Consider the following 26,867-nt stretch of genomic DNA (forward strand, 5'->3'; position numbering starts at 1 on the left):
AAACGCGACCAGACGGAAAGCCCCGGGGGAACCATGTCGGATTCGGATCTCATCAAGCTTTACTCCAAGCGCATCCTCGCGCTTGCCGCCGACATCCCGCATCTGGGCACGCTCGACGGCGCCCAAGGCACGTCCAAGCAACGCTCGCCGCTCTGTGGCTCGACCGTGACCGCCACGCTCAAGATGCAGGACGGCAAAATCGCGGACTTCGCCCAGAACGTGAAGGCCTGTGCGCTCGGCCAAGCCTCGTCCTCGATCTTGGGCGCGCATGTGATCGGTCAGGATCGCGACACCATCGCCGCCGCCCGCGATGCGCTGGTGAAGATGTTGAAGGAAGACGGGCCGACCCCGCCCGCCCCGTTCGACGAGCTGGAGGTTCTGCGCCCGGCGCGCGAATTCAAGAACCGCCACCCCTCGATCCTTCTGGCCTGGGAAGCGACGCTCGCCGCGATGGACGAGGCACAGGCCGCCGCCTGACTTATCCCTGAGACCGGACGAAAAAAATCGCCGCCTCCGGGAAGAGGCGGCGACAGTAAGCGGTGTGGGTCGGACCCGGGGAAAGAGGCAGTTCCGGGTGGGACAGGTGACGCTTGGGGGAGCGTCGGCATCAAGCTTGGGACAGGGATGCCGGACCCTTTTACCGCAGGCAGAAACTCAGAAAATAGCAGGCAGATGCAGCATGGCGATCAGACCGACCATGAGCGCGGCGCCTCCGGCCATATCCTGCCACAGCGTGGCGCGGGACCGGTTCAGGACTTGACGGATATCCTTGATCATGGCGGCTCTCCTGCTCTGTCGTGTTCGATTTGTGTTCTTCGTTAACACTTTGTTCTCATATTCGTTCACGTTCTGTAAAGAACTTTTTGAGAACATCTGAGAACTTTTTAGCATTCCGACAGGAACGAAACGCTAACCCACTGAAATCAAACGGATCGCCTCGTCCTGCCGCATGAGCCAGAGGAGAACACGGGCCGCCTCGCCCCGCGTGCTGGTCAGATCGGGGTCATCGGCCAGTAGCTTGCGCGCGTCTTTCTGCGCAACGGCCATCAGCCCGGCCTGATGTTCCAGATCACCGACCATGAATTTGGGCAGGCCCGATTGCGCGGTGCCGATCAGGTCGCCCGCACCGCGCATTTCCAAATCCGCCTCGGCGATGCGGAACCCATCCTCGGTCTCGCGCATGATACCCAGGCGCTTCTCGCCCGTCTCGGTGAGCGGCGACTGGTAGAGCAGCAGACAGGTCGAGGCTTTCGAGCAGCGTCCGACCCGGCCCCGAAGCTGATGAAGCTGCGCGAGACCGAAGTGTTCGGCCCGCTCGATCACCATGATGGTGGCGTTGGGCACGTCGACACCGACTTCGATCACGGTCGTCGCCACAAGAACTTTGGTCTCGCCGCGCTGGAACGCCGCCATCGCCGCGTCTTTCTCGGCGGGCGGCATCTGGCCGTGGACCAGCCCGACGACACCCTCACCCAAGGCCGCGCGCAGGTGCTTGAACCGTTCTTCGGCCGCGATCAGTTCGCTCACCTCGCTTTCGCCCACCAGCGGACAGACCCAATAGGCCTGCCCCCCGTCTTGGGCCACACCGCGTAGCCGCGCGACCACATCGTCAAGGCGCGACGTCGGGAGGACCGAGGTGGTGATCGGCTGACGCCCCGGCGGCTTTTCGTCGAGGATCGAGACATCCATATCGCCGTATTGCGCAAGCGACAGCGACCGGGGAATGGGCGTGGCTGTCATGACCAGAACGTCCGCGGCCTGCCCTTTCTTGCCCAGACGCATCCGTTCCGTCACCCCGAAACGATGCTGTTCATCGACCACGGCAAGGCGCAGGTCGTGATACGCCACATCGTCCTGAAATACCGCGTGGGTGCCGACGAGCACGTGGATATCGCCGCGTTTCAACGCCTCCAGCTTGGCGCGCCGCTCGCCCCCCTTGTCGCGGCCCGTGAGCAATTCGACGACGACACCTGCGGTTTCGGCCATCGGGCGCAGGCTCTCAAGGTGCTGGCGCGCAAGGATTTCGGTCGGCGCCATCATCACGCCCTGCCCGCCCGCCTCGACGGCGACCAGAAGCGCAAGGAACGCGACCAGCGTCTTACCCGCGCCCACGTCGCCCTGAAGCAGACGGTTCATCCGCTGTCCGGCGGCCATGTCGGCGGCGATATCCGCCACCGCGCGTTCCTGCGCCCCGGTCGGTTGAAAGGGCAGCGCCGCGCGCACCTTGTCCTGCAAAATGCCGGTGCCCACGCTCGCCCGGCCCTTGCCGCGCCGCATCCGGGCGCGGGCCAGCGCGAGGGTCAGTTGATGCGCGAAGAACTCGTCATACGCCAACCGCCGCCGCGCGGGCGCCTGTGGCGACAGGTCGTCCGGCCCCTGCGGCATATGCGCGATCCGGACCGCTTCGTGCCAGTCGGGCCAGTGTTCCTGTGCCTTGAGGCCGGGGTCGATCCATTCGATGAGCGGCTGGACCCGCGACAGAACCTCGCCCACCGCGCGGAACATCAACTTCTGCGTCACGCCTTGGGCCAGATGGTAAACCGGTTCGAACTCCGGGATCAGGTCGGCCTCGCCCGGTTTGAGGATATGATCCGGGTGCGGCATCTGGCGGATACCGTCGTATTCCTCGACCTTGCCCGACACGATGCGCCGTTGTCCCGTGGGCAGGTTGCGCGAAATCCAGTCCGGGTTGCCGTGGAAAAACACGAGGTAAAACGTCGTGAGCGCATCGGTCATCTCGACCCGATAGGGCCTGTTGCGCGCCGACGGCGGCAGGTGGCGCCCCACCTCCGCCTCGACCGTCACCGTGGCGGGCGGGCGAATTTCGGAGACCGAGGCGCGAAACGACCGATCGACCCCGGAATATGGCAGCGAAAACAACAGGTCGCGCGGCTGGGTGATGTCGAGTGCCGCGAAGGATTTGGCCGATTTCGGACCGATGCCCCCCAATGTCTCCAACTCGGCAAAGAGCGGGAAGAGGATTTCGGGTCGCGTGCTCATGCGCCGTTGATGAGGTCGAGCCAGCCGTCCTCGTCAATGGTTTCGATCCCAAGCTCGGCGGCTTTCTTGGCTTTCGACCCGGCACCGGGACCAGCGACGAGCAGATCGGTCTTGGCCGAGACCGAGCCCGACACCTTGGCCCCCAGCGCCTCGGCCCGCGCCTTGGCTTCGGCCCGCGTCATCTTTTCCAGCGTCCCGGTGAAGACGACCGTTTTGCCGGCGACGGGGCTGCCCTCCGTCTGCGGCGCCTCGACCGGCTCGATGTCGAGTTCGGCCACCAGCCGGTCGATGGAGGCGCGCTCGGCCTCCTGATGGAAGGTCGTGACGAGCGAGGTGGCCATGGTTTCCCCGACCCCGTCGATGGACAAAAGCTCTTCCCACGCCGCGCCGCCCTCGGGCGACGCGCCGGTCATCGCGGCCTCGAACGTCGGCCAGTCGCCGTAGTGGCGCGCCAGCAGATTGGCGGAGTTTTCCCCCACGTGCCGGATGCCGAGTGCGAAGATCACGCGGTTGAGCGGAATGCGCCGCCGCTCTTCGATGGCCTCGAAGAGTTTCGCCGCCGATTTTTCGCCCCAGCCGTCCCGGTTCTTCAGCTTGGCGAGCGCCGCACCGTCGCGCCGGGCGAAGGTGAAGATGTCGGCGGGTTCGCGGATCGGAAGGCCCTCGTCGAAATAGAAGGCCTCGACCTGTTTCGCGCCCAACCCCTCGATGTCGAAGGCCGAGCGCGAGACGAAGTGCTTGAGTTTTTCGACCGCCTGCGCCGGGCAGATCATGCCGCCGGTGCAACGGCGCACCGCATCCCCCTCCTCCCGGATCGCTTCGGAGCCACATTCCGGGCAGGTGTCGGGGAATACGTAAGGTTCGGCGTCGTCGGGACGTTTCGTGAGGTCGACATCCGCGACCTTGGGGATCACGTCGCCGGCGCGGTAGACCTGCACCCAATCGCCGACGCGGATGTCCTTGCCGCCCCGGATGTCGCCGCCCTTGGAATCGCGGCCCGCGATGTAGTCTTCGTTGTGCAGCGTGGCGTTCGACACGACCACCCCGCCGACTGTGACGGGGCTGAGCCGCGCGACCGGCGATAGCGCGCCCGTGCGCCCGACCTGAATGTCGATCGCTTCAAGCCGGGTCCAGGCCAGTTCCGCCGGGAACTTGTGCGCGATGGCCCACCGGGGCGTGGTCGAGCGGAACCCGAGCCGTTTTTGCAGCGCGAGGTCGTTGACCTTGTAGACGACACCGTCGATGTCGTAACCGAGCGTCGCTCGTTGTTCTTCGATGGCGTGATAATGGTCGAACATCGCCTCGGGCGTCTCGACGATCTTGGTCAGCGGATTCGTGGAAAACCCCAGATCCGCGAGTTTTTCGATGGCCCCCATTTGCGTGTCCGCCAGAGGATCGCTGAGTTCGCCCCACGCATAGGCGTAAAAGCGCAAAGGCCGCGCCTCGGTGATCCGGCTGTCCAATTGACGAAGCGATCCGGCCGCCGCGTTGCGCGGATTGGCGAAAGTCTTGCCGCCCTTTGCCGACTGGCTTTCGTTGAGCCGGGCGAAATCGTCATGGCTCATGTAGACTTCGCCGCGCACTTCAAGGACATCCGGCGCGCCCGACAGGCGCTGCGGAATGTCGTCAATGGTGCGCGCGTTCGCGGTGACGTTTTCGCCTTCGCCGCCATCGCCCCGCGTCGCGGCCTGCATCAGTTCGCCGTTTTCATAACGCAGGGAAAGCGACAGACCGTCGATCTTGGGTTCCGCAGTAAAAGCGAGCGGCTCTTCGGCGGAGAAGCCCAAGAACGCGCGCACCTGGCGGTCGAAGTCAATGACGTGGTCGTCGTCGAAAGCATTGGCGAGCGACAGCATCCGCACCCGGTGTCGGACCTTGGAAAACCCTTCGGCCGGTGCCGCCCCCACCTGATCGGTCGGGCTGTCATCCCGCTTCAGTTCTGGAAACCGTGCTTCGATCTCGGCGTTGCGCCGCTTGGCCGCGTCGTACGCCGCATCGGACATCTCCGGCGCGTCTTCGGTGTGATAGGCGGTGTTCGCTGAGGCGAGCAGATCGGCCAGCCGCGCGAGCTCCGCCCGTGCACCAGCCTCGTCCAGTTTTTCGACAGCGGTTTCCGAATGTCCGGTCACGTGGCCCCCCGTTCGCTTGCCTGACAAGAGATAGAACCGGGCGCCGGTATCGTCCAGCGGTCGGTCACGGCGGGCGGGGGAAGAAAGGCCCGGCAGTCAGGTCTGCCGGGCAGTCGGGAGGATCGAAATGAAAGACGAACCTGTCAGCAATCGTTCCGGCCGGCCCCGCGCGCCGGCAATGTGCACCTGTGGGCCTCAGGCCCCCATCGCCACCTGTGGGTCCATCTCGACCGGCTGCGGATCACGCAGCACATAGCCACGGCCCCAGACGGTTTCGATGTAGTTCTCGCCCTCGGTGGCCTCGGCGAGTTTCTTGCGCAGTTTGCAGATGAAGACGTCGATGATCTTGAGTTCCGGTTCGTCCATCCCGCCGTAAAGGTGGTTGAGGAACATCTCTTTCGTCAACGTCGTGCCCTTGCGCAGGCTGAGGAGCTCGAGCATCTGGTATTCCTTGCCGGTCAGATGAACCGGCCGCCCATCGACTTCCACCGATTTCGCGTCAAGGTTTACCGCGACCCGGCCCGTCTGGATGACCGACTGCGAATGGCCCTTGGACCGGCGGATGATGGCGTGGATGCGCGCGACCAGCTCGTCGCGGTGAAACGGCTTGGTCATGTAATCGTCGGCCCCGAACCCGAAGCCGCGCAGCTTGTTCTCGGTGTCGTCGTTGCCCGACAGGATCAGGATCGGCGTTTCGATCCGCGCGAGGCGCAACTGGCGCAGAACCTCGTGCCCGTTCATGTCCGGTAGGTTCAGGTCCAGAAGGATCAGGTCGTAATCATAGAGCTTAGCGAGGTCGACCCCCTCCTCCCCCAGATCCGTGGAATAGACGTTGAGGTTGGCGTGAGTCAGCATCAGCTCGATCGAGCGAGATGTGGTCGGATCGTCTTCGACGAGCAGGATTCGCATCGGTCAGTCTCCAGATAAGTTCCCGTTCCGTTCGTTCACACTCTCGCCCCAAATGGTTAACGTCCCGTTACCCATGCGTGAGTCATAGCTCATTCTACCTAGGGTTGTCTATATTTCTGAAGCGCCGTGGCTTTCAACGCGGCTTCTCCGTGGGTTTCGACCGCATGTTGCCACTCCGCGAACTCCTCCTCCGACAGCGCGTACATCCTGAGCGCATCGGGCAGGGTCACGAGGCCGAACTTGACCGCGCGCACCACGGCGGCCTTGCGCGAGGCGACCCAGCGCCGTGTGTTCGCAGGCGGCAGGTCGGCACGGGTCATATGGCTGCCGTCCGGCAATCGCACGGCGCGCGGTCCATCGACTTTCTTAAGGTACATCACGGTCTTCCCTCGAACTAAGGCACAAGCACTTTTGCGCGAGGGGCTTAATGTTGCGTGAAACCCGGCCTTGTTGTTATGTGCAATTTTCATATATTCGCGCGTTCAAAGGAGCGTGCCATGAGCCTCGACACCGAAATCCGCGTCAATTCGCTGGGCTTCGCCAAGCCCGAAAGCGAGACCCGAGTGGTCGTCGCCATGTCCGGCGGCGTCGACAGTTCCGTGGTCGCCGCCAAGCTCAAACGCGAAGGCTACGATGTCATCGGGGTCACGCTCCAGCTTTACGATCACGGGGCGGCGCTGGCCAAGAAGGGCGCTTGCTGCGCGGGGGTGGATATCCACGATGCCCGTCGTGTGGCCGAGGAAATGGGCTTTCCCCATTACGTGCTCGACTATGAGAACATCTTCCGCGAAGCGGTCATCGAAGAATTCGCCGACAGCTATCTCGGTGGTGCGACACCCGTGCCCTGTATCCGCTGCAACGAGCGCGTGAAGTTCAAGGATCTGCTTGCGACCGCCAAAGACCTCGACGCCGACTGCATGGCGACCGGGCACTATATCCAGCGGTTCGACGGCGACGCCGGGCCGGAACTCCACCGGGCGGCCGATGCGAACCGGGATCAGAGCTATTTCCTGTTCTCGACCACGCCGGAGCAACTGTCGTTCCTGCGCTTCCCGCTCGGCCACCTCAAGACCAAGGACGAAACCCGGGCCCTCGCCCGCGAATTCGGATTGGAAGTGGCCGACAAGCCGGACAGCCAGGACATCTGTTTCGTGCCCGACGGAAACTATGCCGGCGTGATCGAAAAGCTGCGCCCGGGCGCCGCCGAGCCAGGCGAGATCGTCCATGCGGACGGGCGCGTGCTGGGCCGCCACGACGGCGTGATCCACTACACCATCGGACAACGCCGGGGCCTGGGGATCGGCGGTCTGTCCGACCCGCTCTATGTGGTGCGCCTCGACACCGAGACCCGGCAGGTCGTCGTCGGCCCGAAAGAGATGCTCGCGACCCGCACGATCCCGGTGCGCGAGATCAACTGGCTCGGCGACGCGCCCTTCACCTCGCAAGGCGAATGGCACTTGTCCGTCAAGGTCCGCTCGACGCGCCCGCCGCGCGAAGCGGTGATCCGGCCGATTAGCGAAACCGAAGCCGAGGTCGAACTGCTGACGCCCGAAGAAGGCGTCTCACCCGGTCAGGCCTGCGTGTTCTATGCCCCCGACAGCTCCCGCATCTTCGGCGGCGGCTGGATTCACACGGGCCACTGACCCCTTCTTCGTTTCCGAAATACTTCGGGAGGTCTGGAGGGCTGGCCCTCCAGAGCCGCCAACGGCGGCTGCCACCGCGACGTCCCGGCACAGCCGGGGCGGCGCAAAAGCTGCGTGCGCGCAGGCGCACACATTTCGAAAGATCAGGTCTAAAGATCAGGCTGACGGAGACTGGCTCAGGTCGATCATGGCCGAGAACTCGGCGGAACAGGCCACTTCGCCGTCCACCGTGGCGCGACCCTCGAATTTCCAGATCTTCGACCCGCCGCGGATCGTCTTGATGTGCATCTTCAGCACGTCGCCCGGCACCACCTTGCGCCGGAACTTCACCTTGTCGATCCCCATGAAGTAGACCAGCGGTTCCTTGTCGACGAGGTCGAGCGACATCGACACCATCACCGCCGAGGTCTGGGCCATCGCCTCGACGATAGTCACGCCGGGCATGATCGGCGTCTGCGGAAAGTGTCCCTGAAAATGCGGCTCGTTATAGGTGACGTTCTTCACCCCGACGGCGCTTTCGTTTGTCACGATATCCTCGACCCGGTCGATCAGCAGGAACGGGTAGCGGTGCGGAATGCACCGTTGGATCATGTGGATATCAGCCGAAAGGGGCGCGTCTGTCATGTGAACATCCTTTGAATACTGGCACGCCTTTTGCCCCGTGGCAGGCGCGGGCGCAAGGGTTTGCGCGGCGCGGGGCTATTCGGGCGCGGCCGGCGTGTCCGGGTCGGCGGGGGCTTCGGGAACGAGGTTCGAGCCTTCACCGAAGGTTTCGTCGATCAGCGCGATCGCTTCTTCGGTCACGTCGATGGCGTTCGCGGCCAGCAGCACCGACCGCTTGTCGAGCAGGACGACCGCCCCGCGCTGCTGCATGATCTGGCCAAGCGCCGGGCCGATCCGGTTGTAGAAATCCCGCTGCGCCGTCTCAAAGCGCCGCACGAAATCCGATTGGGCGGCGTCGCGGTCGTTGCGCAACTGAACGACACGGGCATCGAAGGCATCGGCGGCCGCCCGGAACTCTTCCGCCGTCATCGAGTCGCGCTGATCCGTCAGCGCCTGCTCTTCGGCCTCCAACTCCTGCTCGATCTTGCGGGTTTCTTCCGACAGGGCTGCGGATTCCGCGTCGAGATCGGACGAAACGCGCTGGCCGAACCGGCTTTGCTCGAACAGCGCCTCGCGGTCGATGGTCAGGATGGGCGACACCAGCTGACCCAGATTCTGGGCCAGCACCGGCGGCGTGACGGACAAGACCGTCACGAGCGACAGGATCAAGGCAATCAGACGCATGGCAACCTCCGAAGGGGCGCGAACCTGATCAGAACTGGGTCTGGATCGTCACCTCGAACCGGCCTTCGCGGTCGTAGCCCTGTTTCACGACGGGGATCGAGTAGTTGAATCGCAGCGGGCCGATGGGCGTGTCCCAGAACAGCGACGCACCGACCGAGGACCGCAGGTAGAATGCGTCGTCGATGGTGCCGCCCAGCGTGTTGTCCAGGCCCCAGAGCGAACCGACATCGGCGAACACGCCGCCACTGATCCCGTATTCCTCGGGCAGACCAAGCGGGAACTGCGCCTCGACGCGGGCCGCGACGAAGTAGTTGCCGCCAAGCGCATCGGTGTTCGCGACGGTCAGGTCACGCGGGCCGGTGCCGTTGAAGCGGAAGCCCCGCACCTTTTCCGGGCCGAGCGTGAAGCGATCCGTCACGCGCGCACCTGCGCCGCCGATGGAATAGAGCGCGCCGCCCTCGACCTCGGCCCTCAGCGTCACCTCGTCGTTCATGATGCGGGTCTGCGCCCGCGCCAGAGCCGTCGCCTTCAGGTATTGGTTGTCGGCCCCAAGACCGCCGACCTCGGTGTCGATTTCGAGGAAGAAGCGCGACATATCGTCGAGCCCGGAAATCGCCGAGTCGAAGGTGTAGGTCAGGCCCGCGTGCCCGCCGATCTGCCAACCGCGCCCGGCCTCGGCCATGAGCACGGCGGAACTGGCCGGATCGACGTTCGCGATGTTGGACCCACGCACGCCCGCCTTGACCGCGACGCGGCTCGACGGGCTGATCGGGAACTCCAGATAGGGTTCCACCAGCAGCCGGGTGGTGTCGTAGTTCGCATTCGCCGAGGCCAGCGTGTCATAGTAGAACGCGTTGATCCCAAGCTCGAGATCGCGGCCCAGAAGCCGGGGTTCGGCGAAGGAGAACGAGTAGTTGCGGACGGCGACGCCCCAGTTGAACTCGGCGCTGATGTACTGGCCGCGACCCAGGAAGTTCGATTCGCTGAACGACGCGTTCAGACCGAAACCGGAGGCCGTCGAATAGGACGCCCCGAAGGAGAGGGAACCGGTGCCCTGCTCTTCCACGTCCACGTCGACCACGACTCGGTCCGACGCCGAGCCTTCGCGCGCCTGCACGTCGACATTCGCGAAATAGCCAAGGGCGCGGATACGTTCGGCGGCGCGACGGATTTCGCGCGGATTGAACGGGTCGCCTTCGACCGTGCGGAATTCCGAGCGCACCACGCGGTCGAGCGTGGTCTGGTTGCCCTCGATGTCGATCCGCTCGACGATCACGCGCGGCCCGCGGGTGATGGCGAGCGTCACGTCCAGCGTGCCTTCGCGTTCGTTGCGCACGATGCGCGGCTCGACGGTGATGAAGTTCAGACCCTTCTGGGCCGCCAGACGCTCCATCCGCGCGATCGCGTTGTCCACGTCCGACGGGTTGTAGACGCCGCCCTGACGCAGACGGGCCGCGCGCTCGAATTCGGCGGTGTCGACACCGTCGACCTCGGAAATCGTGTTCACCTGACCGACGCTGAACTGCTGGCCCTCGGTGATCTTGAATGTCACCTGATAGCCGTCACGGCTGCTGCCCGCTTCGGCGGCGACCGCTTCGGCCCGGAAATCGACGAAGCCGCGCGAATTGTAGAAATCCGTCAGAACCTGCTTGTCGAACTCGATCCGGCCGGGGTCATAGGTGTCGGACTGGACGAAGGCCCGCAGAAGGCCCGCCTGTTTCGACGTCAGAACACGGCGCAGACGGGAGTCGGCGAAGCTGCGGTTGCCGGAGAAGGACAGACGCTCGATCTCGGACACCCGGCCCTCGATCACTTCGAAGACGAGGTCGACGCGGCCATTGGTGCGCCGGATGATGCGCGGCGTCACTTCGGCGGCCAAGCGACCCTTTTGGGCATAGTATTCCGCGATCACCTGCGCGTCGCGCTCGGCGACGGCGGGCGAGAACACCTGACGCGGGCGCGACTGGATGATCGCGATCAGATCCTCGTCGTCCTCGCGGCGGTTGCCCTCGATATTGATGCGGCTGATGAACGCCTGTTCCTGCACCCGGACGACCAGCGTGCGACCGCTCGGCTGAAGCCGGACCGTGTCGAACAGGCCCGAACCCTGAAGGCGCTGATAGGCGTCGTTGAGTTGGGCCGCGCTGACCGTCTCGTTCTTGCCGAATCCGAGGTAGGCGAGGATGGTCGCCGCTTCGATCTTTTCGGTCCCGACGATCTGCACCGAGGAGAAATTGTAGGACTGCGCGAGTGCCGCCGATGGCACGATCAGCGAAGCCCCTGATACCCCGAAGAAAACCGCCGTGGCAGCCGGTGCAAAGACGGATTGGCGCAGCCCCTTGGCGCGGGCGGCACGCTGCTCGTTATACGTCATCTTGTTGTCATCCGCTCAGACATCCCAGTCCCTAGTGTGACTAGCGGGTTTGGGGGGCGGTGTCAAAGCAAGTCAAACGACTGAGGGCCGCGCTATGGCGGCCCTGCGACAGGTTCGAAAAGTGTAAGTTTTCAGAGCGGTGCGACCCGCCGTGAAATCAGTGCAGGAACGCGCCCAGCAAGGCCCCGCAGCCAAGGGCGGCCGCCAGCGTGCCGACATACAGAAGACGGTCCCAGTTCAGGTCCATCAAAAGGTGAAGCCCGCGGTAGCTGTGTTGAATGTGTTCCATGCGCTCGTACCTCCAGCGTTATGGAGGGGAAACTCACATGGGATTCGGGCGGGACCACATCCGAATTGCGGCAAGATTAAGGCATTTGCGATCGGCTTCACGGCGCAGGTGGGCGCGCCCGGCTCTCGGGGCCTATGGGCAGAAGAGATCGTTCGTCACGCCCAACACCATGATCGACAGGATCAGGGCCAGGCCGACCGCGAGCAGAACCCGCATCGCGCGGTCCGACGGGGGCTTGCCCGCCACCGCCTCATAGGCGTGGAACACGAGGTGGCCGCCGTCCAGCACCGGGATCGGGAACAGGTTCAAAAGCCCCACGGCGGTGGACAGCACCGCGATGAACCAGATGAAACTGTCCAGCCCCTGACTCGCCGCCGCACCCGAGGTTTCGGCGATGCCGATGGGCCCGCGCAGGTTACAGGACGAAATCGCCCCGGTAATCATGTGCCACAGGCCGGACAGCGAAGACGAGATGATGTAGCCCACCTGCCCCACGCCCGTCGAAACGGCCTCGCCGAATGAAGGCGCGCGGGTTTCCGGCTCGAACACGAGGCCCCCAGCGATTCCGATCAGCCAGCGGGTCTCGAACCCGCCTTCGGGCAGCGGCAGGTCGACCCGGCGCGGGGTCAGATCGACGCTGATCGCTTCGCCGTCGCGTTCGATGCCAAGCGTCAGGGCCGCCCCATCGCCCTCGCCCACGATGGCGCGCAGGTCACCGAAGGTCGAAACGGGTTCACCGTCGACGGTCAGGATCAGGTCGCCTTCGCGAATCCCCGCGTCCGAGGCCGCCGACTGCGGCGTGACGGAACTGACGTAGGGCGGGAACGGATGCAGCGCCTCGACCGTCACCTCCTGCCCGCCGCGCAGAACCACGTATTCCACCGGGCTTTCGTTGGGCAGACGCGACACGAACCCGTCGAATTCGTCCAGCGACGGGGTTTCCTCGCCCGCGATGGACAGGATCTGGTCGCCCGGCTCCAGCGCCTCGAGCCCCGAGACCGGCGCGACCTCTTCGACCGTCAGCGGGTCGGTGGCGATGCCGGTGTGGAACGCCATCGCGAAGAAGATCAGGGCCGACAGCACGAAGTTGAAGATCGGACCCGCCGCGACGGTCGCCGCCCGCGCCCAGAGCGGCGCGCCGTGCATGGTATGCCGCCGTTCTTCATCCGACAGGCCGGCCATCGCCCCCTCGTCCACGCCCGCTGAAGCCGCGTTCGCATCCCCCCGGAACTTGACGTATCCGCCCACGGGGAACGCCGCGATCTGCCATTGCGTCCCATGCTTGTCGGTCTTTTTCGCCAGCACCGGCCCAATGCCGATGGAAAACACGTCCGCCTTGATCCCGGACAGACGCCCGATGATGTAATGGCCGTATTCGTGGATCGCGACGATGATCGTCAGCGCGATGATGAAGGCGATCAGGGTGAAGGCGAGGTTGCCGAAAGACGGGATCAGCGCGGTCAGGTCCACGTGGCACTCCTTTTCGGGGTCTTCGCCCCTGATATTATCTCTTCTGCTCGTATCCGGGCCATGTGGTCGGCCGCGCGCACGTTATCAAGAGTAAATGCGGCAGACATGAGGCCCGTGTCACCCGACAGTTCCGTGAGCACCCCTTCGACGACCCCGGCCATATCCATGAAACCGAGCCGGTGGGCGATGAAGCCGTCCAGCGCGGTTTCCTTGGCGGCGTTAAACACCGCACCCGCCATGCCGCCGGCCTCCATCACCTCGCGCGCAAGGCGCAGGGCCGGATAGCGGGCATCTTCGGGCGCGCGGAATTCAAGCTGGCCGATCCGGGCAAGGTCCAACCGCTCGACCGGGAGCGGTTTGCGCTCCGGCCAGTTCAGCGCGTATCCGATGGCGTGGCGCATGTCCGGCGGGCCGACATGGGCCATGAGCGCCCCGTCGTTGAAGCCGACAAGCGCGTGGATCAGGCTTTGGGGATGAACAATGACCTCGATCTGATCGGGGCGCACCCCGAAGAATTCGCGGGTCTCGATCAGTTCCAGCGCCTTGTTGAACATCGAGGCGGAATCGATGGTGATCCGCTGTCCCATGTCCCAGTTCGGGTGGCTCGACGCCTCTTCCAGCGTGGCCGAGGCCAGTTTGTCGATGGGCCAGTCGCGGAACGCGCCGCCCGAAGCGGTGATGATGACCCGCTCGACGGCGGCCATGTCTTCACCCACCAGCGCCTGAAACACGGCGGAATGTTCGCTGTCCACCGGGAGGACGGTCGCGCCATGATCGCGCGCTGTGCCGAGGATGAGAGGCCCCGCCGTGACGAGGCTCTCCTTGTTCGCAAGCGCAAGGGTCGCGCCTTGTTCCAGCGCCGCCAGCCCCGGCGGCAGACCGGCTGCTCCGACGATGGCCGACATGACCCAATCGGCCGGACGGCGCGCCGCGTCGGTCAGCGCCGCCTCGCCCGCGGCCACTTCGATCCCGGTGCCGGACAGGGCCTCGCGCAGGTCGGCGAGGCATTCCTCATGTGCCGTTACCGCGACCTCGGCGCCGAGCGCCTTGGCCTGCCGGGCCAGAAGATCGACGTTGCGCCCGCCGGTCAGGGCGACCACCTCGAACGCCTCGGGGTCGCGCTCGATCAGGTCTATGGTCGAACAGCCGATGGACCCGGTCGCACCGAAAATGGACACCCGCCGGGTCATGGGAAGATCCCGAACCCCAGCGCGGCCACACCGGCCAGTGCGGCGACCGCCACCAGCGCGTCGAGCCGGTCGAGCACCCCGCCGTGGCCGGGGATCAGGGCCGAACTGTCCTTGACCCCTGCCCGGCGTTTGAGCCAGCTTTCCGCGATGTCGCCCATCTGCCCGGCAAAGGCGAGCACGACGGCGCCCAACGCGCAAAGCGCCCAGTGAACGTCCAGAAGCCCCGGCCCGACCAGTGCGCCGAACAGCCCCGCGCCGACCCATCCGGCCACCGTGCCGGACCACGTCTTTTTCGGGCTGATACGCGGCCAGAACTTCGGCCCACCGAACGCACGCCCGGCGAAATATCCCAAGATGTCCGAAATCACGACGATCCCGATCAGGGCGAGGATACCGCGCGGCCCGGCCACGAGTTGACCGAAGATCAGAGACAGCGCGGCGACGGCAAGGAGCAGACCATAGGCGAGCCACGTCCGATGGCCCGCGCGGATCAGAAGCAGACCGACCGCGAGCGGCACGAAGGCCACGAGAAGTGCCCGCATGACGCCGAAGGTGACGGCGGTCCAGATCGCCTCGGCCCCGCCGGGTTCCGGCCCGGCCAGCGGCAGGACGAAGGTGATCGCGAGAACCGCCACCGGAAGAAGCGCGATGATCCAACGGCGCAAGGTCGGGATTTCGACCTCGCACAGTTTCGCAAGCTCGCGCAGCATCAGCACATAGACGATCACGACGAAGATCGACCACGCCAGCGGCCCGCCGAACAGGGCGCCGAGGGCGATCAGCACGATCACGCCCGCGGAAATCACCCGCGTCGACAGATCGGACCATTTGGAGGCGGATGCGGACGTGTCAGCCATTCTTCACCGCGCCGAAACGCCGGTCGCGCATGGCGAACCGATCGAGGATCTCGGCGAACTTCGCCCGGTCGAAGTCGGGCCAGAGCGTGTCGATGAACTCGTACTCCGCATAGGCCGACTGCCAGAGCAGGAAATTGGACACCCGCGCCTCGCCCGAGGTGCGGATCACCAGATCGGGGTCGGGCAACATGCAGGTGTCGAGGTATTTGGGCAGCGTTTCCTCGTCGATGGTATCCGGGTCCAGCTTGCCCGCCTTCACATCCTGCGCCAGCCGCTGTGTGGCGCGCGCCACCTCGTCCCGCCCGCCGTAGTTCAAGGCGACCGTGACATGCACCCGGTCGTTGTCCTTGGTCAGGTCTTCCAGATCGTCCATCAGACGGCGCAGCTTCGGGTCCAGCTTGATGCGGTCGCCGATGAAGCGCACGCAAGCGCCCTCGTCGTTCAGCTCATGCGCGGTCTTGTTGATATAGCGGCGAAACAGGCTCATCAGCCCCGCCACTTCGGCCTGCGTCCGCTTCCAGTTCTCGGTGGAAAACGCGAAGAGCGTGATGTGCGTCACGCCAAGGTCCGGGCAGGCCTCGACCACTTCGCGCGCGCGTTTGGCGCCTGCATGATGGCCGAACAGGCGCGGTCGACCGCGCTCCTTGGCCCAACGCCCATTGCCATCCATGATGATGGCGACGTGGAGGCCCTTGCCGGTTCCGATCTGGCTTTGCTCGTTCACGGGGCGGCTCCCTCGTCAGGCAACGCGTGACACGCGCCGGTCAGACCGAAAGGTCAGACCTGCATAATCTCTTCCTGCTTGGTCTCGAGCGTCTTGTCGACATTGCCGATGTATTTGTCGGTCAGTTCCTGCACTTCGTCGTGCCAGATCTTGTTGTCGTCCTCGGACATGCCCGCAGCTTTCGCTTTCTTGAGCTGTTCCATCCCGTCGCGGCGCACGTTGCGGATCGCGACCCGGGCGCTTTCGGCGTATTGCGCGGCGACGCGGGCCAGTTCCTTGCGGCGCTCTTCGTTCAATTCCGGGATCGGCAGCATGATGATGGTGCCGTTGGTCTGGGGGTTGATGCCCAGGCCCGACTCCATGATCGCCTTTTCGACCGCGTTCACCAGCGATTTGTCCCACACGTTGATCGTGACCATGCGCGGCTCCGGCACGTTCACGGTGCCCACCTGGTTGATCGGCGTGCGCTGACCATAGGCTTCGACGTGGACAGGCTCCAGCATCGCGGCCGAGGCACGGCCCGTGCGCAGCGAGGCGAGTTCCGTGCGCAGCGCCCCGATGGCGCCTTCCATACGGCGTTCCAGATCGTCGATGTCGATCTCAAGCTCTTCGTCAGCCATGCCTCAATCCTCCTGACCGTGGACCTGCGTCCATTGTTTGCGCTCATATACTCTCATCGGGCCGCACTGTATAGAGACGCGGGCCCTCGGGTCTGCCGGCCCGACCTCAGGCGGCAGGCTTGGCGTTCTTGACCGTGGTATAGGTGCCTTGCCCGGCAAGAATGCCCTTGAACCCGCCCGGTTCGTCCAGCGAGAACACGATGATCGGCATGTTGTTGTCGCGGGCCAGCGCGATGGCCGAGGCATCCATGACACCCAGACGTTTCGCCAGCGCCTCGTCATAGCTGACCACGTCATAGCGTTTTGCATCGTCGAACTTCTTGGGGTCCTTGTCATAGACCCCGTCCACCTTGGTGCCCTTGAAGATCGCTTCACAGGCCATTTCGTTGGCGCGCAGCGTGGCGGCCGTGTCGGTGGTGAAATAGGGGTTCCCGGTGCCGGCGGCGAATATGCAGACCCGCTTTTTCTCGAGGTGGCGCACGGCGCGGCGGCGGATGTAGGGCTCGCAGACCTGATCCATCGGGATCGCGCTGATGACACGGGTGTAGACGCCAAGCTCTTCCAATGCCGACTGCATGGCGAGCGCGTTCATCACGGTCGCGAGCATCCCCATGTAATCCGCCGTCGTGCGCTCCATCCCCTGTGCGGAGCCCGCGAGACCCCGGAAGATGTTGCCGCCGCCGATCACCATGCAGATCTCGACGCCCATGTCGTGAACCGACTTCACCTCCTGCGCGATACGCGCGACGGTGGGCGGGTTCAGGCCGTATGACCCGTCGCCCATCAACGCCTCGCCTGAGATTTTCAGCATCACCCGTTTGTATTTCGGTTGGCGAGCGTCGGCGGGGGCGTTGGTCACGGCCTCGGTCATGTCTTTGCGTCGTCCTCGGGGGTCATGTATGGATCGCGCGCAAAATGTCGGAAATCCCCGGCGGGCGCAATCCGCGAAAAACCGGGGGCTGGGAAGAAAGCATGTGATGGCAGAGGAGCTTGCGGCCCCCTTTCTCGATGATCTGCCGCCGGACCGCCCGGTTCTGATCGCCGGACCGACGGCGAGCGGCAAGTCGGCGCTGGCTCTGGCGATCGCGCGCACGGCGGGCGGCGTGATCGTCAATGCCGACGCGCTTCAGGTCTTTTCCAACTGGCGTATCCTGACCGCCCGCCCGTCGATCTCGGAGGAAGAGGTTGCGCCGCACCGGCTTTACGGTCACGTGCCCGGCGACACGTTCTATTCGGTCGGGCACTGGCTGCGCGAGGTCGCGCCGTTCTTGTCCGGCCCGCAGCGGCCCATCATCGTGGGCGGCACCGGGCTTTATTTCTCGGCTCTGACCGAAGGGCTCGCCGATATTCCCGCCACACCGCCGGAAGTGCGCGCCGAAGGCGAGGCGCTGCTGGCCGAAAAGGGCCTTGACGCCCTCATGTCCGACATCGACCCCGAGACGCTCGCCCGGATCGACACCCGCAACCCCGCCCGCGTGGCCCGCGCGTGGGAGGTTCAGCGCACCACCGGCAAGGGTCTGGCGGCCTGGCAGGACGACACGCCCCCGCCCCTGCTGCCACTGGCCGACGCCCTGCCCCTTGTCCTCAATTCCCCGCGCGACTGGCTTGCCGACCGGATCGCCCGGCGGTTCGACGCGATGCTGTCAGCGGGTGTGCTGGCCGAGGCCGAGGCCAATCTGACCACGTGGTCGCCCGACCTGCCTTCGGCCAAGGCCATCGGCGCGCGCGAGCTTATCGCGCATTTGAAGGGCGAGATGACGCTGGACGCCGCACGCGACGCCGCGATCATCGCGAGTCGGCAATATGCCAAGCGTCAGCGCACATGGTTCCGGTCGCGGATGTCGGACTGGACGCAAGTCACGATACCCTGACTCCCGCTAGTTCACGAATATGTGGCCCCTGTGCGACAGCGGCAAAAAGCCTCGGAGTTATCCACAGGAAAACCCGCAGACTGTGGATAGTCGGGGGCGACAGGTCTGTGGAAATCGTCTACCGCTGAAGGACCGCGATGAGGGGGCGACATGGCGGTAGGACGAATCGAACAAAAGTCGGTCGTTCGAACGGGGACAGACAGGGAGAACCAATAAAAAATGGACCAACTGAACGCGCTGAGCTCTCCCTTCCGTGTCATCCCTCTGGCCCGCCTCGCAAGCGGCGGACGGTGGCGAACCGAGGCGATGCGCAGCTACGGCGCCCCTGTTCTCCTCTGGTTCACCCGCGGTCAGGGCCGCATCACGGTGAACGGCAAGACCTCCGGCTACACCTCGCACAACGCGATCTACGTGCCTGCGGGCACGATGCACGGGTTCGAGATGAACTCGACCGTCCACGGGATGATCGTCGTGTTCCCGGTCGGCGTGGAAGACGAGCTTTCCCTGCCCGAAGACCCCGTGCACCTGCGCCTTCAGGAAGCCGATCAGCATATCGAACTGAATCGGCTGATCGAGAACCTTCAGTCCGAACTGGAAAGCGGCAACCTTGCCTCGGACCGCGCCATGCTGTGTCACGCGGGCCTTCTGTCGGTCTGGATAGAACGCCAGATGCGCGCGCTCGACATCGAAGAGCCGGACGAGGATGCCTCGTCCCGCCTTGCCGCCGCCTACACCGCGCTGGTCGAACAGGAATTTCATTCCGCCAAGACCGTCCGCGACTACGCCAAGGAACTGGGCGTGACGCCCACGCACCTGAGTCGTGTGTGCAACAAGGCTTGCGGGCGTCCGGCCTCGTCGATCCTTGCCGACCGCGTGCATTACGAGGCGCGGCGACTGCTGACCGAAACGCATATGCCGATCAAGGACATCGCGTCGTCGCTCGGCTTCGCCTCGGCGGCCTATTTCACGCGGGCGTTCCAGAATCACACGGGGCGCACCCCGTCGCAGTTCCGGCGCGGCGCCTGATCGTCTTGTGACCCATTGGTCACTTGACGAAGCCCCTTCCCAATGATGACGTGAGTCCAACCGACGTCTCTAAATGAGACTCTCGGCGATTATAAATTGACTTTTAGTGAAACCGCGCGTCTCGTATTCACGAGAGGTTGGACACCATGGACAGTCAGGACATCACTTGCCGTTGTGGAACGGTGCGCCTGAGCGCGTCCGGTCGCCCGTCCGGGGCGACCATCTGCCATTGTGCCGAATGCCAGACCGCCGCGATGATCTTCGAGCGTCGGTTCAATGCGCCGGTGGCCGATTCCGAGGGCGGGACGTTCCATGTGCTGTGGCGCAAGGACAGGCTCACCTGCCAGTCCGGCTCCGACAAGCTCGCCGCCCATAAGCTCGACCCGAAAAGCCCGACCGACCGGGTCATCGCCACCTGCTGTGGCACGCCGATGTATCTTGATCGCAAGGGGCGGCCCTGGGTCGGGGTCTTTGCGGACCGTGTGCCGGAACAGGCGCGCCCGGACCCGGAGCTCAGGGTCTATGCAAAGGATCGGGTCGAAGCCGGCCAACACGCCGACGGCGTGCGCACCTATCCGGGCTATTCACGGCGCATGTTGTTCAGACGCTGGCACGCGATCTGGCGCAGCGGGTTCGAAACCGATCACATGGGGTTCGTCGCCCGCGACATCTGATCTCAGCCGCCGAGGATCGCTTTCACGTATCCTTCGGTTTCCTTATAGGGCGGGACACCGTTGTATTTCGTCACCGCTTCCGGCCCCGCGTTATAGGCCGCGAGCGCCAGCTTCCACGACTTGAACGCCTTATACTGCTGGGCGAGATACCGCGCCCCGCCGTCGAGGTTCTGAAGCGGGTCGTCCGGGTCCACCCCTAGAAGCGACGCGGTTTCGGGCATCAATTGCGCAAGACCGATGGCGCCCGCATGGGACTTGGCCGACGGGTTCCAGCCCGATTCCTGCTGCACGAGCCGCAGGAACAGGTCTTCGGGAATGCCGTGCTTGGCCGCCGCCGCCTTGGCATGGGCCAGATACTCGCCCTTGTAGCTGCCGCGAAACGCCGGAACATGCTCTTTCGGGCGCGGCTGATACCGGGTCGAGCCTGCGTATTGCTCACGCGCCCGCCCGTCGAGAACCTTCAAGGCATTCTCGAAACTGCGTTGTCCGTTCGACGAGGAAAACGTCTGTGCCGCAACCGGCGCGCCCACCGCGACCGACAACGCCACCGCACCTGCGAGTAGTCCCTTCATCACCGCCCAGCTCTCCGTTTTGACCGGACTATACCGTCAATTGCGGTGACTCGCCAGCCTCGCGCACCCGGACCGGCAGCGGGCCTCCGCCGTCCCGGTTCCGGGGATTTTAACCTTTCCTTCACCGGGCACGGGTGATGTAACGATTTGAAGCAAGTTTTACAGATTCGGGAGGTGCTCATGGCTGGGTCCGTCAACAAGGTGATCATCGTCGGCAACCTCGGGCGCGACCCGGAGGTGCGGACGTTCCAGAATGGCGGGAAGGTCGTGAACCTGCGCATCGCGACGTCGGAGAACTGGAAAGACCGCAACACGGGCGAACGCCGCGAACGCACCGAATGGCATTCGGTCGCGATCTTTTCCGAGCCTCTGGGCCGGATTGCCGAGCAATATCTGCGCAAAGGTTCGAAGGTCTATATCGAGGGCCAACTCGAAACCCGCAAATGGCAGGACCAGTCTGGTCAGGATCGGTATTCCACCGAAGTGGTGCTGCGCCCCTATCGCGGTGAACTGACGCTTCTCGATTCGCGCGGCGGCGACTCGGGTGGCGGCAACTACGGTGGCGGCTCGTCCTCGGGCTCCGGCTACGACGATCGCGGCGGCTATGACAGCGGCCCCTCCGGCCCGGCGTCGGGCGGCGGCAGCTTCGACGACGAGATCCCGTTCTGAGGATCGACGACAGGGGCGCATCGGGCGCCCCTTCTCACATCCCCTGCCCGGTCCTATCTCTGACATATGCGCTGGTCTTTTCCCATCGGCCGCCTGCTCGGCTCCGAACTTCGCGTCCACGCGACCTTTCTGATCCTGCTCGCCTATGTCGGCGGCAGCGCCTATTCGTTCGGCGGGCTGGACGCGGCGCTGGTCAATGTGGCCTATGTGCTCGCGCTGTTCGCCTGCGTCATCGCCCATGAATACGGCCATGCCCTGACCGCGCGGCGGTTCGGCATTCCGACGCCGGACATCACGCTGTTGCCCATCGGTGGGGTCGCACGGCTCATGCGTATCCCGGAAAAGCCGGGGCAAGAGGTGCTCGTCGCCCTCGCCGGGCCTGCCGTGAACGTGGTGATCTTCTTCGTCCTCTGGATCACCGCCGGGCTGAGTTTTGAGGCGGCCCCCCTCACCGGCGGCATGACCTTCGCCGATCTGCCGCGCGAACTGGCCACGCTGAACCTGATCCTCGCCGCGTTCAACATGATCCCGGCCTTCCCGATGGATGGTGGCCGCGTGTTGCGCGCAACCCTCGCGATGGTCACCGACAGGGTGAAGGCCACGCGGATCGCGGCGGGTGTCGGTCAGGTGCTCGCCGTGGGGTTCGGCATCTACGGTTTCTATATCGGCAGCTTCATCTACCCGATCATCGCCGTCTTCATCTTCATGGCCGCCCGTGCCGAAGCACGCGACGTGCGCCTGCGCGCGATGGCGAAGACCGAAACCGCAGGCAACGTCATGGCCACCGGGTTCAAGGCGCTCGGCACATCGCTGACACTGGAACAGGCGCGTGAGGCCTTCGACCGGGAGCGTGTGGCGGAATTTCCCGTGGTCGACAGCGCGAGCCGCCGCATCACCGGTCTGCTCGCGCGAAAGCAACTGGACGATCAGTATCACACGCTGGGCGCACAGGCGCCGATCACACGGGTGATGGCCACGAACGTGCCCGTGGTGCAGGACGGCACGCCGCTCGCCCATGTTCTGCGCCTGCTGAACAGCGCCCCGGCGGTCGCGGTGACGGATGCGACCGGCGAGGTCGCGGGCTATATCAGCCACCGGACCGTGATGGACCGGCTCGGGCGTTAACGGGCCGAAAGCGCCTCGGACAGGATCATTCGCACGAGGTCGAGGTCGACCTCGTCCGTGACGAAGGCCTCGCCGATGCCGCGCGCCATGATGAACTTGATCGTGCCCGCCTCGACCTTCTTGTCCTGCCGCATGAGGTCGATCAGACCCTCGGCATCCGGCAGGTCGCCCGGAATGTCACGTAGGTCGCGCTTCATTCCCATGGCCGACAGATGCTCACGAAAACGGCTCGGCGCCTCCTGGCTCATCCAGCCCATCCGCGCCGAGGTCTCGAACGCCAGTGCACAGCCGATGGCGACCCCCTCGCCATGCAGAAGGCGGTCGGAATAGCCCGTCGCGGCCTCGAGCGCATGACCGAAGGTATGGCCGAGGTTCAACAGCGCCCGGTCGCCCTGCTCGGTTTCGTCCCGCGCCACGATGTCGGCCTTCATCTGGACCGAGCGGCGCACCGCCTCGGTCCTGAGCGCGATGTCGCCCGCCGCCATGGCAGGCGCGTTCGCTTCGAGCCATTCGAAGAAGTCGAGCGACCCGAGGCCGCCGTATTTCACCACCTCGCCGTAGCCCGCCAGAAAGTCTCGCTCCGACAGCGTGCCCAGCACGTCGATATCGGCCAGCACGAGCGAGGGCTGGTGGAAGGCCCCCACAAGGTTCTTGCCGCGCGGCGAATTGATCCCGGTCTTGCCGCCGACCGAACTGTCCACCTGCGCCAGAAGGCTAGTGGGCATTTGCACGAAGCGCACGCCCCGGCGCAGGATCGCCGCCGCGAAGCCCGCTAGATCGCCGATCACGCCGCCGCCGAAGGCCACGACGACATCCTTGCGCTCGACCCGCTGGGCAAGCAGCCACTCGACGGTTTCGGTGAGATGCGCCCAGCTTTTCGTGGCCTCGCCCGCAGGCAGAATCAACGCCTCGCTCTCGATCCCTTCGGCCTTCAGCGCCGCCTGCAACGCCGCCAGATGCAGCCCCGCGACGCGCTCTTCGGTCACGATGGACACGCGCGGGCGGTTCAGCAGCGGCGCGATCTGCGCGCCCGCCTGAGACAGCAGCCCCGGCCCGATCCGCACATCATAGGAGCGATCGCCAAGCGCGACGTGAACGGTTTCCATCCTAGACCTCCTCGAGCACGTCGGGCCGCGTTTTCAGAACGTCGATGACGTGGGCGGCCATATCGGAAATCGAATACTTGGGGTCCGCGTCGGCCACCAGATCGGCGAGCGCGTAGATCGGCTGACGTGCCGCATAGATCTCGGCAAGCGTTTTCTTCGGATCGGCGGTGCGCAACAATGGCCGGGTCGTCTTGTGCCGGACCCGCTGCCACAGCAGGTCCAGATCCGCCCGCAGCCACAGCGACACGCCCGCGGCCGAAATCGCATCGCGGTTGCGTTCGGCAAGGAAAGCACCGCCCCCCGTGGACAGCACGATCGGGCCGGTCGAAAGCAGCCGTGCGATCACCTCGGCCTCGCGATCACGGAAGAAAGCCTCGCCGTCGCGCTGGAACACCTCGGCGATGGTCATGTTCGCCGCCGCCTCGATCTCGGCATCCGAATCGAGGAAGGGCACCCCCAGCCGCGTCGCCAAGGCCTTGCCGACCGCGCTCTTGCCCGCGCCCATCATGCCGACCACCGTGACTGGCTTTTTCAACACCTGCTTCAACCTGCACCTGCGAACGGCAGCAGTCTGCCGACCGGAATGTGAATGCGATCACATGGCGTGACCGCGCCGGACATGCCATATATGAACTGCACGCGGGGGCAAACCCGTGATCAGGCAAGATCGGGCAGAGACAGAGGCACAAAGGGGACCCAATGCTTTGGCGGCTCATAAAGTTCGTCGCGACAATCGTGATACTCGGGGCAATCGGCATCGCGGGCTATGCGCTCGTCGGGGACCTCAAGCCGCCTGCGTCCGAGAATTCGCTCTCGGTGACGCTGGATGATGGCTAGGACCGCCGCCGCCCTCGTCCTTTTCATCGCGCCGGGGCTGGCCCTCGCGCAGGATCCGGGCGCGCCGATGTCCGCGATCAACTGGCTGTCCGACAGCGTGAACGAACCCGCCGACGTGCCGCTCGGCCCGTCGAATGGCGCGGGTGAGACGACCGGGGCCGAGGTCGCCGCGATCACGGTCGCTCCGCTGGACGCCTCGTCGGGACCGCGCCCGGATGCCATCGGTCTGCTTGCACCGCATGTGACGGGGTTGCCCGCCGACCTGTGGGGCGCATCACAGCCCGAGGATGTCGTGCGCCGCATTTCCGACGAGCGGTCCGATATGCTCCCGGCCCTGCAATCGCTCCTGACCGAGATTTTGCTGGCCGAACTCGATCCGCCGCAGGCCGGCGGCGGTGACGGGCAGGCCGTGTTCCTCGCCCGGATTGACAAGCTGCTGGACATGGGCGCGGTGGAGGAAGCCCACGCGCTCCTCACGCAGGCCGGGGCCGCGACACCCGATATCGTGCGCCGCTGGTTCGACGCGGCCCTTCTGATCGGTCAGGAGGACGAGGTCTGCCGCGCGATGGAGGCCGCGCCGGACCTGTCGCCCACCTACCCGGCCCGTGTCTTTTGTCTGGCGCGTGCCGGGGACTGGGACGGTGCCGTTCTTGTCATGGGCAACGCCCGCGCGCTGGGCGAGATCACCGAGGACGAAGACCTGCTTCTCGCGCGTTTCCTCGACCCCGATCTGTTCGAGGACGAAGCGCCGCCCGAACCGCCGCGCCCGATGACGCCGCTGGCCTTTCGGCTGTTCGAGGCCATCGGGGAACCTGTGCCGACCACCAATCTGCCACGCGCCTTCGCCCATGCCGACCTGCGCTCGAATATCGGCTGGAAGGCGCAGGTCGAGGCGGGCGAACGGTTGGCCCGCGCGGGCGCCCTTTCGGACAATCAGCTTCTGGGGCTCTACACGCTGCGCGAACCGGCCGCCTCCGGCGGCGTGTGGGAGCGTGTTCGGCTGGTGCAGGATCTGGACCGCGCCGTCAGCGAGGGCAATCCCCGCGCGGTCGAGGTGATCCTGCCGCGCGCATGGTCCGCCCTGCAAGCCGCCGAACTCGACATGCCCATCGCGCGGCTTTACGGGCAGACCATCGCCGGGATGGACCTGAAGGGCGAAGCCGCCGACATCGCGTTTCACATGGGCCTGCTGGGCGACCGGTATGAGATCATCGCGCTGGAAGCGGACCCCGCCGGCGCGATGGATCGGTTTCTGGCGGGCGTCGCTCAGGGCAATGTGGCGGGCCTGACCCCGCCCACGGACGCGGCTAGGGCGGTGGCGGACGGGTTCTCGGCCACCGCTATCCCGGGCCGCTACGCCGATCTGGTCGATGGTGATCGGCTGGGCGAAGCGATCCTCGCCGCGATCAGCGACTTCACCGTCGGCACCCGAGGCGATTTCGACGAGGTGGCCGATGCGCTCGCCCTGTTCCGCGCGATCGGGCTTGAGGATGTGGCGCGTCGCGCGGCCCTCGATTTCCTCATTCTGGAGCGGCGCGGATGAGCCCGCGCTCGCCGGACCTGTGGATTTCGGCGTTTCTGGAGGCGCAGGCCGCCGAACTGGACGCCTCGCAGAACACGCTGCTCGCTTATGGACGTGATCTCAAGGACTTCTCGGGATACCTTGATCGGATGGGTGAGGATTTCGGGGGCGCCGACCGGGCCACGGTCGAGGCCTATCTGATCGATTGCGAGGCACAGGGCCTTGCCGTTTCCACCCGCGCGCGGCGGCTATCCGCGATCAAGCAGATCTACCGTTTCGCGTTTGAGGAAGGCTGGCGCACAGACAACCCGACCCTGCGCATCACCGGGCCGGGCAAGGCCAGACGCCTGCCAAAGACACTGTCCGAGGACGACGTCGAACGCCTGCTGAACGCGGCCAGGCAGCATGGGCGGACCGATGCGGACCGGCTGCGCAACGCCTGCATGATGGAGGTGCTCTACGCCACCGGAATGCGGGTGAGCGAGCTTGTCACCCTGCCCGTTTCGGCCGCGCGCGGCGATCCACGGATGCTTCTCGTCATGGGCAAAGGCGGCAAGGAACGCATGGTCCCGCTTTCGCCACCTGCACGCGCGGCGCTCGCCGCCTGGCTCGACGTGCGCGACGCGGCCGAAGACGCGGCCCGTTCCAAGGGCGCGAAGCCTTCGCGTTTTCTGTTCCCGTCGACCGGCAAGGACGGCCACCTGACGCGCCATCGCTTTCACGGCCTCATCAAGGATATCGCGGTGGCCGCCGGCGTGTCGCCCGAAACCGTCACGCCCCACCGACTGCGCCACGCCTTCGCGACGCATCTTTTGGCCCACGGCGCCGATCTGCGTGCGATCCAGACGCTTCTGGGTCATGCCGACGTGTCGACGACCGAAATCTACACGCATGTGCTGGACGAACGGCTGAAGGAACTTGTCCTGAGCCATCATCCGCTGGCGAAAAAGGGCGGCGTGACCTGACCGGGCGC

General features: G+C 65.2%; 27 protein-coding genes and 1 pseudogene. 10 read left to right on the plus strand and 18 right to left on the minus strand.

Annotated elements, in window-relative coordinates:
* Positions 1-33 precede the first annotated feature (33 nt).
* Positions 34-477 (plus strand): iron-sulfur cluster assembly scaffold protein, encoded by a 444-nt coding sequence (locus tag RB2654_RS04345; protein WP_008328923.1) that lies wholly within the window; start codon positions 34-36, stop codon positions 475-477.
* A gap of 177 nt (positions 478-654) precedes the next feature.
* On the opposite strand, the gene RB2654_RS24005 is transcribed toward RB2654_RS04345, so the two are convergent.
* The 5 genes from RB2654_RS24005 to sciP form a co-directional block, all read right to left on the minus strand.
* Positions 655-777, minus strand: coding sequence for a hypothetical protein (locus RB2654_RS24005; protein ID WP_008328924.1), 123 nt, complete (start codon positions 775-777; stop codon positions 655-657).
* 132 nt (positions 778-909) lie between these two features.
* The gene (gene recG, locus RB2654_RS04350) at positions 910-3,000 is read right to left on the minus strand and encodes an ATP-dependent DNA helicase RecG (protein ID WP_008328925.1); all 2,091 of its coding nucleotides are present in this window, start codon (positions 2,998-3,000) and stop codon (positions 910-912) included.
* Positions 2,997-5,129, minus strand: a complete 2,133-nt coding sequence (ligA, locus tag RB2654_RS04355; protein WP_008328926.1) for an NAD-dependent DNA ligase LigA — start codon at positions 5,127-5,129, stop codon at positions 2,997-2,999. The genes recG and ligA overlap by 4 nt, the downstream gene beginning before the upstream one ends.
* A 195-nt stretch (positions 5,130-5,324) precedes the next feature.
* Positions 5,325-6,038 carry a response regulator transcription factor CtrA gene (gene ctrA / locus RB2654_RS04360; protein ID WP_008328927.1) on the minus strand — a complete coding sequence of 238 codons (714 nt, stop codon included), beginning with the start codon at positions 6,036-6,038 and terminating at the stop codon, positions 5,325-5,327.
* 98 nt (positions 6,039-6,136) lie between these two features.
* Positions 6,137-6,415, minus strand: coding sequence for a CtrA inhibitor SciP (gene sciP / locus RB2654_RS04365; RefSeq protein ID WP_040884390.1), 279 nt, complete (start codon positions 6,413-6,415; stop codon positions 6,137-6,139).
* 120 nt (positions 6,416-6,535) lie between these two features.
* Between sciP and mnmA the strand changes: the two genes are divergently transcribed.
* A complete protein-coding gene (mnmA, locus tag RB2654_RS04370) occupies positions 6,536-7,681 on the plus strand; it encodes a tRNA 2-thiouridine(34) synthase MnmA (RefSeq protein ID WP_008328929.1) in 1,146 nt (381 codons plus the stop codon).
* Between the two features lie 156 nt (positions 7,682-7,837).
* Here the strand turns inward: mnmA and fabZ are convergent, their stop codons facing one another.
* The 10 genes from fabZ to pyrH all read right to left on the minus strand — a co-directional run bounded on the left by fabZ (position 7,838) and on the right by pyrH (position 17,363).
* Positions 7,838-8,305 carry a 3-hydroxyacyl-ACP dehydratase FabZ gene (fabZ, locus tag RB2654_RS04375; protein WP_040884392.1) on the minus strand — a complete coding sequence of 156 codons (468 nt, stop codon included), beginning with the start codon at positions 8,303-8,305 and terminating at the stop codon, positions 7,838-7,840.
* Positions 8,306-8,380: 75 nt separating this feature from the next.
* A complete protein-coding gene (locus tag RB2654_RS04380) occupies positions 8,381-8,968 on the minus strand; it encodes an OmpH/Skp family outer membrane protein (RefSeq protein WP_008328931.1) in 588 nt (195 codons plus the stop codon).
* A gap of 28 nt (positions 8,969-8,996) precedes the next feature.
* Entirely contained in the window at positions 8,997-11,342 is a 2,346-nt protein-coding gene (gene bamA / locus RB2654_RS04385; RefSeq protein WP_008328932.1) for an outer membrane protein assembly factor BamA, read from the minus strand.
* A gap of 157 nt (positions 11,343-11,499) precedes the next feature.
* Positions 11,500-11,631: a hypothetical protein gene (locus tag RB2654_RS24010; protein WP_008328933.1), complete on the minus strand. Its 132-nt coding sequence runs from the start codon at positions 11,629-11,631 to the stop codon at positions 11,500-11,502.
* A 132-nt stretch (positions 11,632-11,763) separates the two neighbouring features.
* Positions 11,764-13,101: an RIP metalloprotease RseP gene (gene rseP, locus RB2654_RS04390; RefSeq protein WP_008328934.1), complete on the minus strand. Its 1,338-nt coding sequence runs from the start codon at positions 13,099-13,101 to the stop codon at positions 11,764-11,766.
* Complete coding sequence (dxr, locus tag RB2654_RS04395) at positions 13,092-14,291, minus strand: 1-deoxy-D-xylulose-5-phosphate reductoisomerase (RefSeq protein ID WP_008328935.1); 1,200 nt, start codon at positions 14,289-14,291, stop codon at positions 13,092-13,094. The genes rseP and dxr overlap by 10 nt, the downstream gene beginning before the upstream one ends.
* The gene (locus RB2654_RS04400) at positions 14,288-15,148 is read right to left on the minus strand and encodes a phosphatidate cytidylyltransferase (protein WP_008328936.1); all 861 of its coding nucleotides are present in this window, start codon (positions 15,146-15,148) and stop codon (positions 14,288-14,290) included. The genes dxr and RB2654_RS04400 overlap by 4 nt, the downstream gene beginning before the upstream one ends.
* Positions 15,141-15,818 carry a polyprenyl diphosphate synthase gene (gene uppS / locus RB2654_RS04405; RefSeq protein ID WP_083783449.1) on the minus strand — a complete coding sequence of 226 codons (678 nt, stop codon included), beginning with the start codon at positions 15,816-15,818 and terminating at the stop codon, positions 15,141-15,143. Before uppS ends, RB2654_RS04400 begins: the two co-directional genes overlap by 8 nt.
* A 107-nt stretch (positions 15,819-15,925) precedes the next feature.
* Positions 15,926-16,492 carry a ribosome recycling factor gene (gene frr / locus RB2654_RS04410; protein ID WP_008328938.1) on the minus strand — a complete coding sequence of 189 codons (567 nt, stop codon included), beginning with the start codon at positions 16,490-16,492 and terminating at the stop codon, positions 15,926-15,928.
* Between the two features lie 106 nt (positions 16,493-16,598).
* A complete protein-coding gene (gene pyrH / locus RB2654_RS04415; protein ID WP_008328939.1) occupies positions 16,599-17,363 on the minus strand; it encodes a UMP kinase in 765 nt (254 codons plus the stop codon).
* Between the two features lie 106 nt (positions 17,364-17,469).
* On the opposite strand from pyrH, the gene miaA reads away from it, so the two are divergent.
* The 3 genes from miaA to RB2654_RS22270 all read left to right on the plus strand — a co-directional run bounded on the left by miaA (position 17,470) and on the right by RB2654_RS22270 (position 20,063).
* A complete protein-coding gene (gene miaA, locus RB2654_RS04420; RefSeq protein WP_040884394.1) occupies positions 17,470-18,363 on the plus strand; it encodes a tRNA (adenosine(37)-N6)-dimethylallyltransferase MiaA in 894 nt (297 codons plus the stop codon).
* Positions 18,364-18,582: 219 nt separating this feature from the next.
* Positions 18,583-19,389 (plus strand): helix-turn-helix domain-containing protein, encoded by an 807-nt coding sequence (locus RB2654_RS04425; RefSeq protein ID WP_008328941.1) that lies wholly within the window; start codon positions 18,583-18,585, stop codon positions 19,387-19,389.
* A gap of 146 nt (positions 19,390-19,535) precedes the next feature.
* Entirely contained in the window at positions 19,536-20,063 is a 528-nt protein-coding gene (locus tag RB2654_RS22270) for a GFA family protein (RefSeq protein ID WP_008328942.1), read from the plus strand.
* Between the two features lie 2 nt (positions 20,064-20,065).
* Here RB2654_RS22270 and RB2654_RS04435 read toward each other — a convergent pair whose 3' ends face one another.
* Complete coding sequence (locus tag RB2654_RS04435) at positions 20,066-20,635, minus strand: lytic transglycosylase domain-containing protein (RefSeq protein WP_008328943.1); 570 nt, start codon at positions 20,633-20,635, stop codon at positions 20,066-20,068.
* A gap of 180 nt (positions 20,636-20,815) precedes the next feature.
* On the opposite strand from RB2654_RS04435, the gene ssb reads away from it, so the two are divergent.
* Together ssb and RB2654_RS04445 are read left to right on the plus strand one after the other, a co-directional pair.
* A complete protein-coding gene (gene ssb / locus RB2654_RS04440) occupies positions 20,816-21,304 on the plus strand; it encodes a single-stranded DNA-binding protein (protein ID WP_008328944.1) in 489 nt (162 codons plus the stop codon).
* A gap of 66 nt (positions 21,305-21,370) precedes the next feature.
* Positions 21,371-22,429, plus strand: coding sequence for a site-2 protease family protein (locus RB2654_RS04445; protein WP_008328945.1), 1,059 nt, complete (start codon positions 21,371-21,373; stop codon positions 22,427-22,429).
* Here the strand turns inward: RB2654_RS04445 and aroB are convergent.
* Complete coding sequence (gene aroB, locus RB2654_RS04450) at positions 22,426-23,535, minus strand: 3-dehydroquinate synthase (RefSeq protein ID WP_008328946.1); 1,110 nt, start codon at positions 23,533-23,535, stop codon at positions 22,426-22,428. The genes RB2654_RS04445 and aroB overlap by 4 nt on opposite strands.
* Before the next feature lies 1 nt (position 23,536).
* Positions 23,537-24,094, minus strand: a pseudogene (locus RB2654_RS04455) (shikimate kinase); the annotation flags it as partial.
* A gap of 140 nt (positions 24,095-24,234) precedes the next feature.
* On the opposite strand from RB2654_RS04455, the gene RB2654_RS23175 reads away from it, so the two are divergent.
* From RB2654_RS23175 to RB2654_RS04465, 3 genes are read left to right on the plus strand one after another with little or no spacing between them, the layout of a single operon-like run.
* A complete protein-coding gene (locus RB2654_RS23175; RefSeq protein WP_008328948.1) occupies positions 24,235-24,372 on the plus strand; it encodes a hypothetical protein in 138 nt (45 codons plus the stop codon).
* Positions 24,365-25,915 (plus strand): hypothetical protein, encoded by a 1,551-nt coding sequence (locus RB2654_RS04460; RefSeq protein WP_040884396.1) that lies wholly within the window; start codon positions 24,365-24,367, stop codon positions 25,913-25,915. Before RB2654_RS23175 ends, RB2654_RS04460 begins: the two co-directional genes overlap by 8 nt.
* Complete coding sequence (locus RB2654_RS04465) at positions 25,912-26,859, plus strand: site-specific tyrosine recombinase XerD (RefSeq protein WP_008328950.1); 948 nt, start codon at positions 25,912-25,914, stop codon at positions 26,857-26,859. Before RB2654_RS04460 ends, RB2654_RS04465 begins: the two co-directional genes overlap by 4 nt.
* Positions 26,860-26,867 lie beyond the last annotated feature (8 nt).

Origin of the sequence: Maritimibacter alkaliphilus HTCC2654, assembly GCF_000152805.1 — a bacterium.
GTDB lineage: Bacteria > Pseudomonadota > Alphaproteobacteria > Rhodobacterales > Rhodobacteraceae > Maritimibacter > Maritimibacter alkaliphilus.

Excerpts from the sequence above, each read along its gene's own strand:
- RB2654_RS04345 (WP_008328923.1), top strand. The coding sequence starts at position 34 with ATGTCGGATTCGGATCTCATCAAGCTTTACTCCAAGCGCATCCTCGCG.
- RB2654_RS24005 (WP_008328924.1), bottom strand. The coding sequence starts at position 777 with ATGATCAAGGATATCCGTCAAGTCCTGAACCGGTCCCGCGCCACGCTG.
- recG (WP_008328925.1), bottom strand. The coding sequence starts at position 3,000 with ATGAGCACGCGACCCGAAATCCTCTTCCCGCTCTTTGCCGAGTTGGAG.
- ctrA (WP_008328927.1), bottom strand. The coding sequence starts at position 6,038 with ATGCGAATCCTGCTCGTCGAAGACGATCCGACCACATCTCGCTCGATC.
- sciP (WP_040884390.1), bottom strand. The coding sequence starts at position 6,415 with ATGTACCTTAAGAAAGTCGATGGACCGCGCGCCGTGCGATTGCCGGAC.
- mnmA (WP_008328929.1), top strand. The coding sequence starts at position 6,536 with ATGAGCCTCGACACCGAAATCCGCGTCAATTCGCTGGGCTTCGCCAAG.
- fabZ (WP_040884392.1), bottom strand. The coding sequence starts at position 8,305 with ATGACAGACGCGCCCCTTTCGGCTGATATCCACATGATCCAACGGTGC.
- RB2654_RS04380 (WP_008328931.1), bottom strand. The coding sequence starts at position 8,968 with ATGCGTCTGATTGCCTTGATCCTGTCGCTCGTGACGGTCTTGTCCGTC.
- bamA (WP_008328932.1), bottom strand. The coding sequence starts at position 11,342 with ATGACGTATAACGAGCAGCGTGCCGCCCGCGCCAAGGGGCTGCGCCAA.
- RB2654_RS24010 (WP_008328933.1), bottom strand. The coding sequence starts at position 11,631 with ATGGAACACATTCAACACAGCTACCGCGGGCTTCACCTTTTGATGGAC.
- dxr (WP_008328935.1), bottom strand. The coding sequence starts at position 14,291 with ATGACCCGGCGGGTGTCCATTTTCGGTGCGACCGGGTCCATCGGCTGT.
- RB2654_RS04400 (WP_008328936.1), bottom strand. The coding sequence starts at position 15,148 with ATGGCTGACACGTCCGCATCCGCCTCCAAATGGTCCGATCTGTCGACG.
- uppS (WP_083783449.1), bottom strand. The coding sequence starts at position 15,818 with ATGGATGGCAATGGGCGTTGGGCCAAGGAGCGCGGTCGACCGCGCCTG.
- frr (WP_008328938.1), bottom strand. The coding sequence starts at position 16,492 with ATGGCTGACGAAGAGCTTGAGATCGACATCGACGATCTGGAACGCCGT.
- pyrH (WP_008328939.1), bottom strand. The coding sequence starts at position 17,363 with ATGACCGAGGCCGTGACCAACGCCCCCGCCGACGCTCGCCAACCGAAA.
- miaA (WP_040884394.1), top strand. The coding sequence starts at position 17,470 with ATGGCAGAGGAGCTTGCGGCCCCCTTTCTCGATGATCTGCCGCCGGAC.
- RB2654_RS04425 (WP_008328941.1), top strand. The coding sequence starts at position 18,583 with ATGGACCAACTGAACGCGCTGAGCTCTCCCTTCCGTGTCATCCCTCTG.
- RB2654_RS22270 (WP_008328942.1), top strand. The coding sequence starts at position 19,536 with ATGGACAGTCAGGACATCACTTGCCGTTGTGGAACGGTGCGCCTGAGC.
- RB2654_RS04435 (WP_008328943.1), bottom strand. The coding sequence starts at position 20,635 with ATGAAGGGACTACTCGCAGGTGCGGTGGCGTTGTCGGTCGCGGTGGGC.
- ssb (WP_008328944.1), top strand. The coding sequence starts at position 20,816 with ATGGCTGGGTCCGTCAACAAGGTGATCATCGTCGGCAACCTCGGGCGC.
- RB2654_RS04445 (WP_008328945.1), top strand. The coding sequence starts at position 21,371 with ATGCGCTGGTCTTTTCCCATCGGCCGCCTGCTCGGCTCCGAACTTCGC.
- aroB (WP_008328946.1), bottom strand. The coding sequence starts at position 23,535 with ATGGAAACCGTTCACGTCGCGCTTGGCGATCGCTCCTATGATGTGCGG.
- RB2654_RS23175 (WP_008328948.1), top strand. The coding sequence starts at position 24,235 with ATGCTTTGGCGGCTCATAAAGTTCGTCGCGACAATCGTGATACTCGGG.
- RB2654_RS04460 (WP_040884396.1), top strand. The coding sequence starts at position 24,365 with ATGGCTAGGACCGCCGCCGCCCTCGTCCTTTTCATCGCGCCGGGGCTG.
- RB2654_RS04465 (WP_008328950.1), top strand. The coding sequence starts at position 25,912 with ATGAGCCCGCGCTCGCCGGACCTGTGGATTTCGGCGTTTCTGGAGGCG.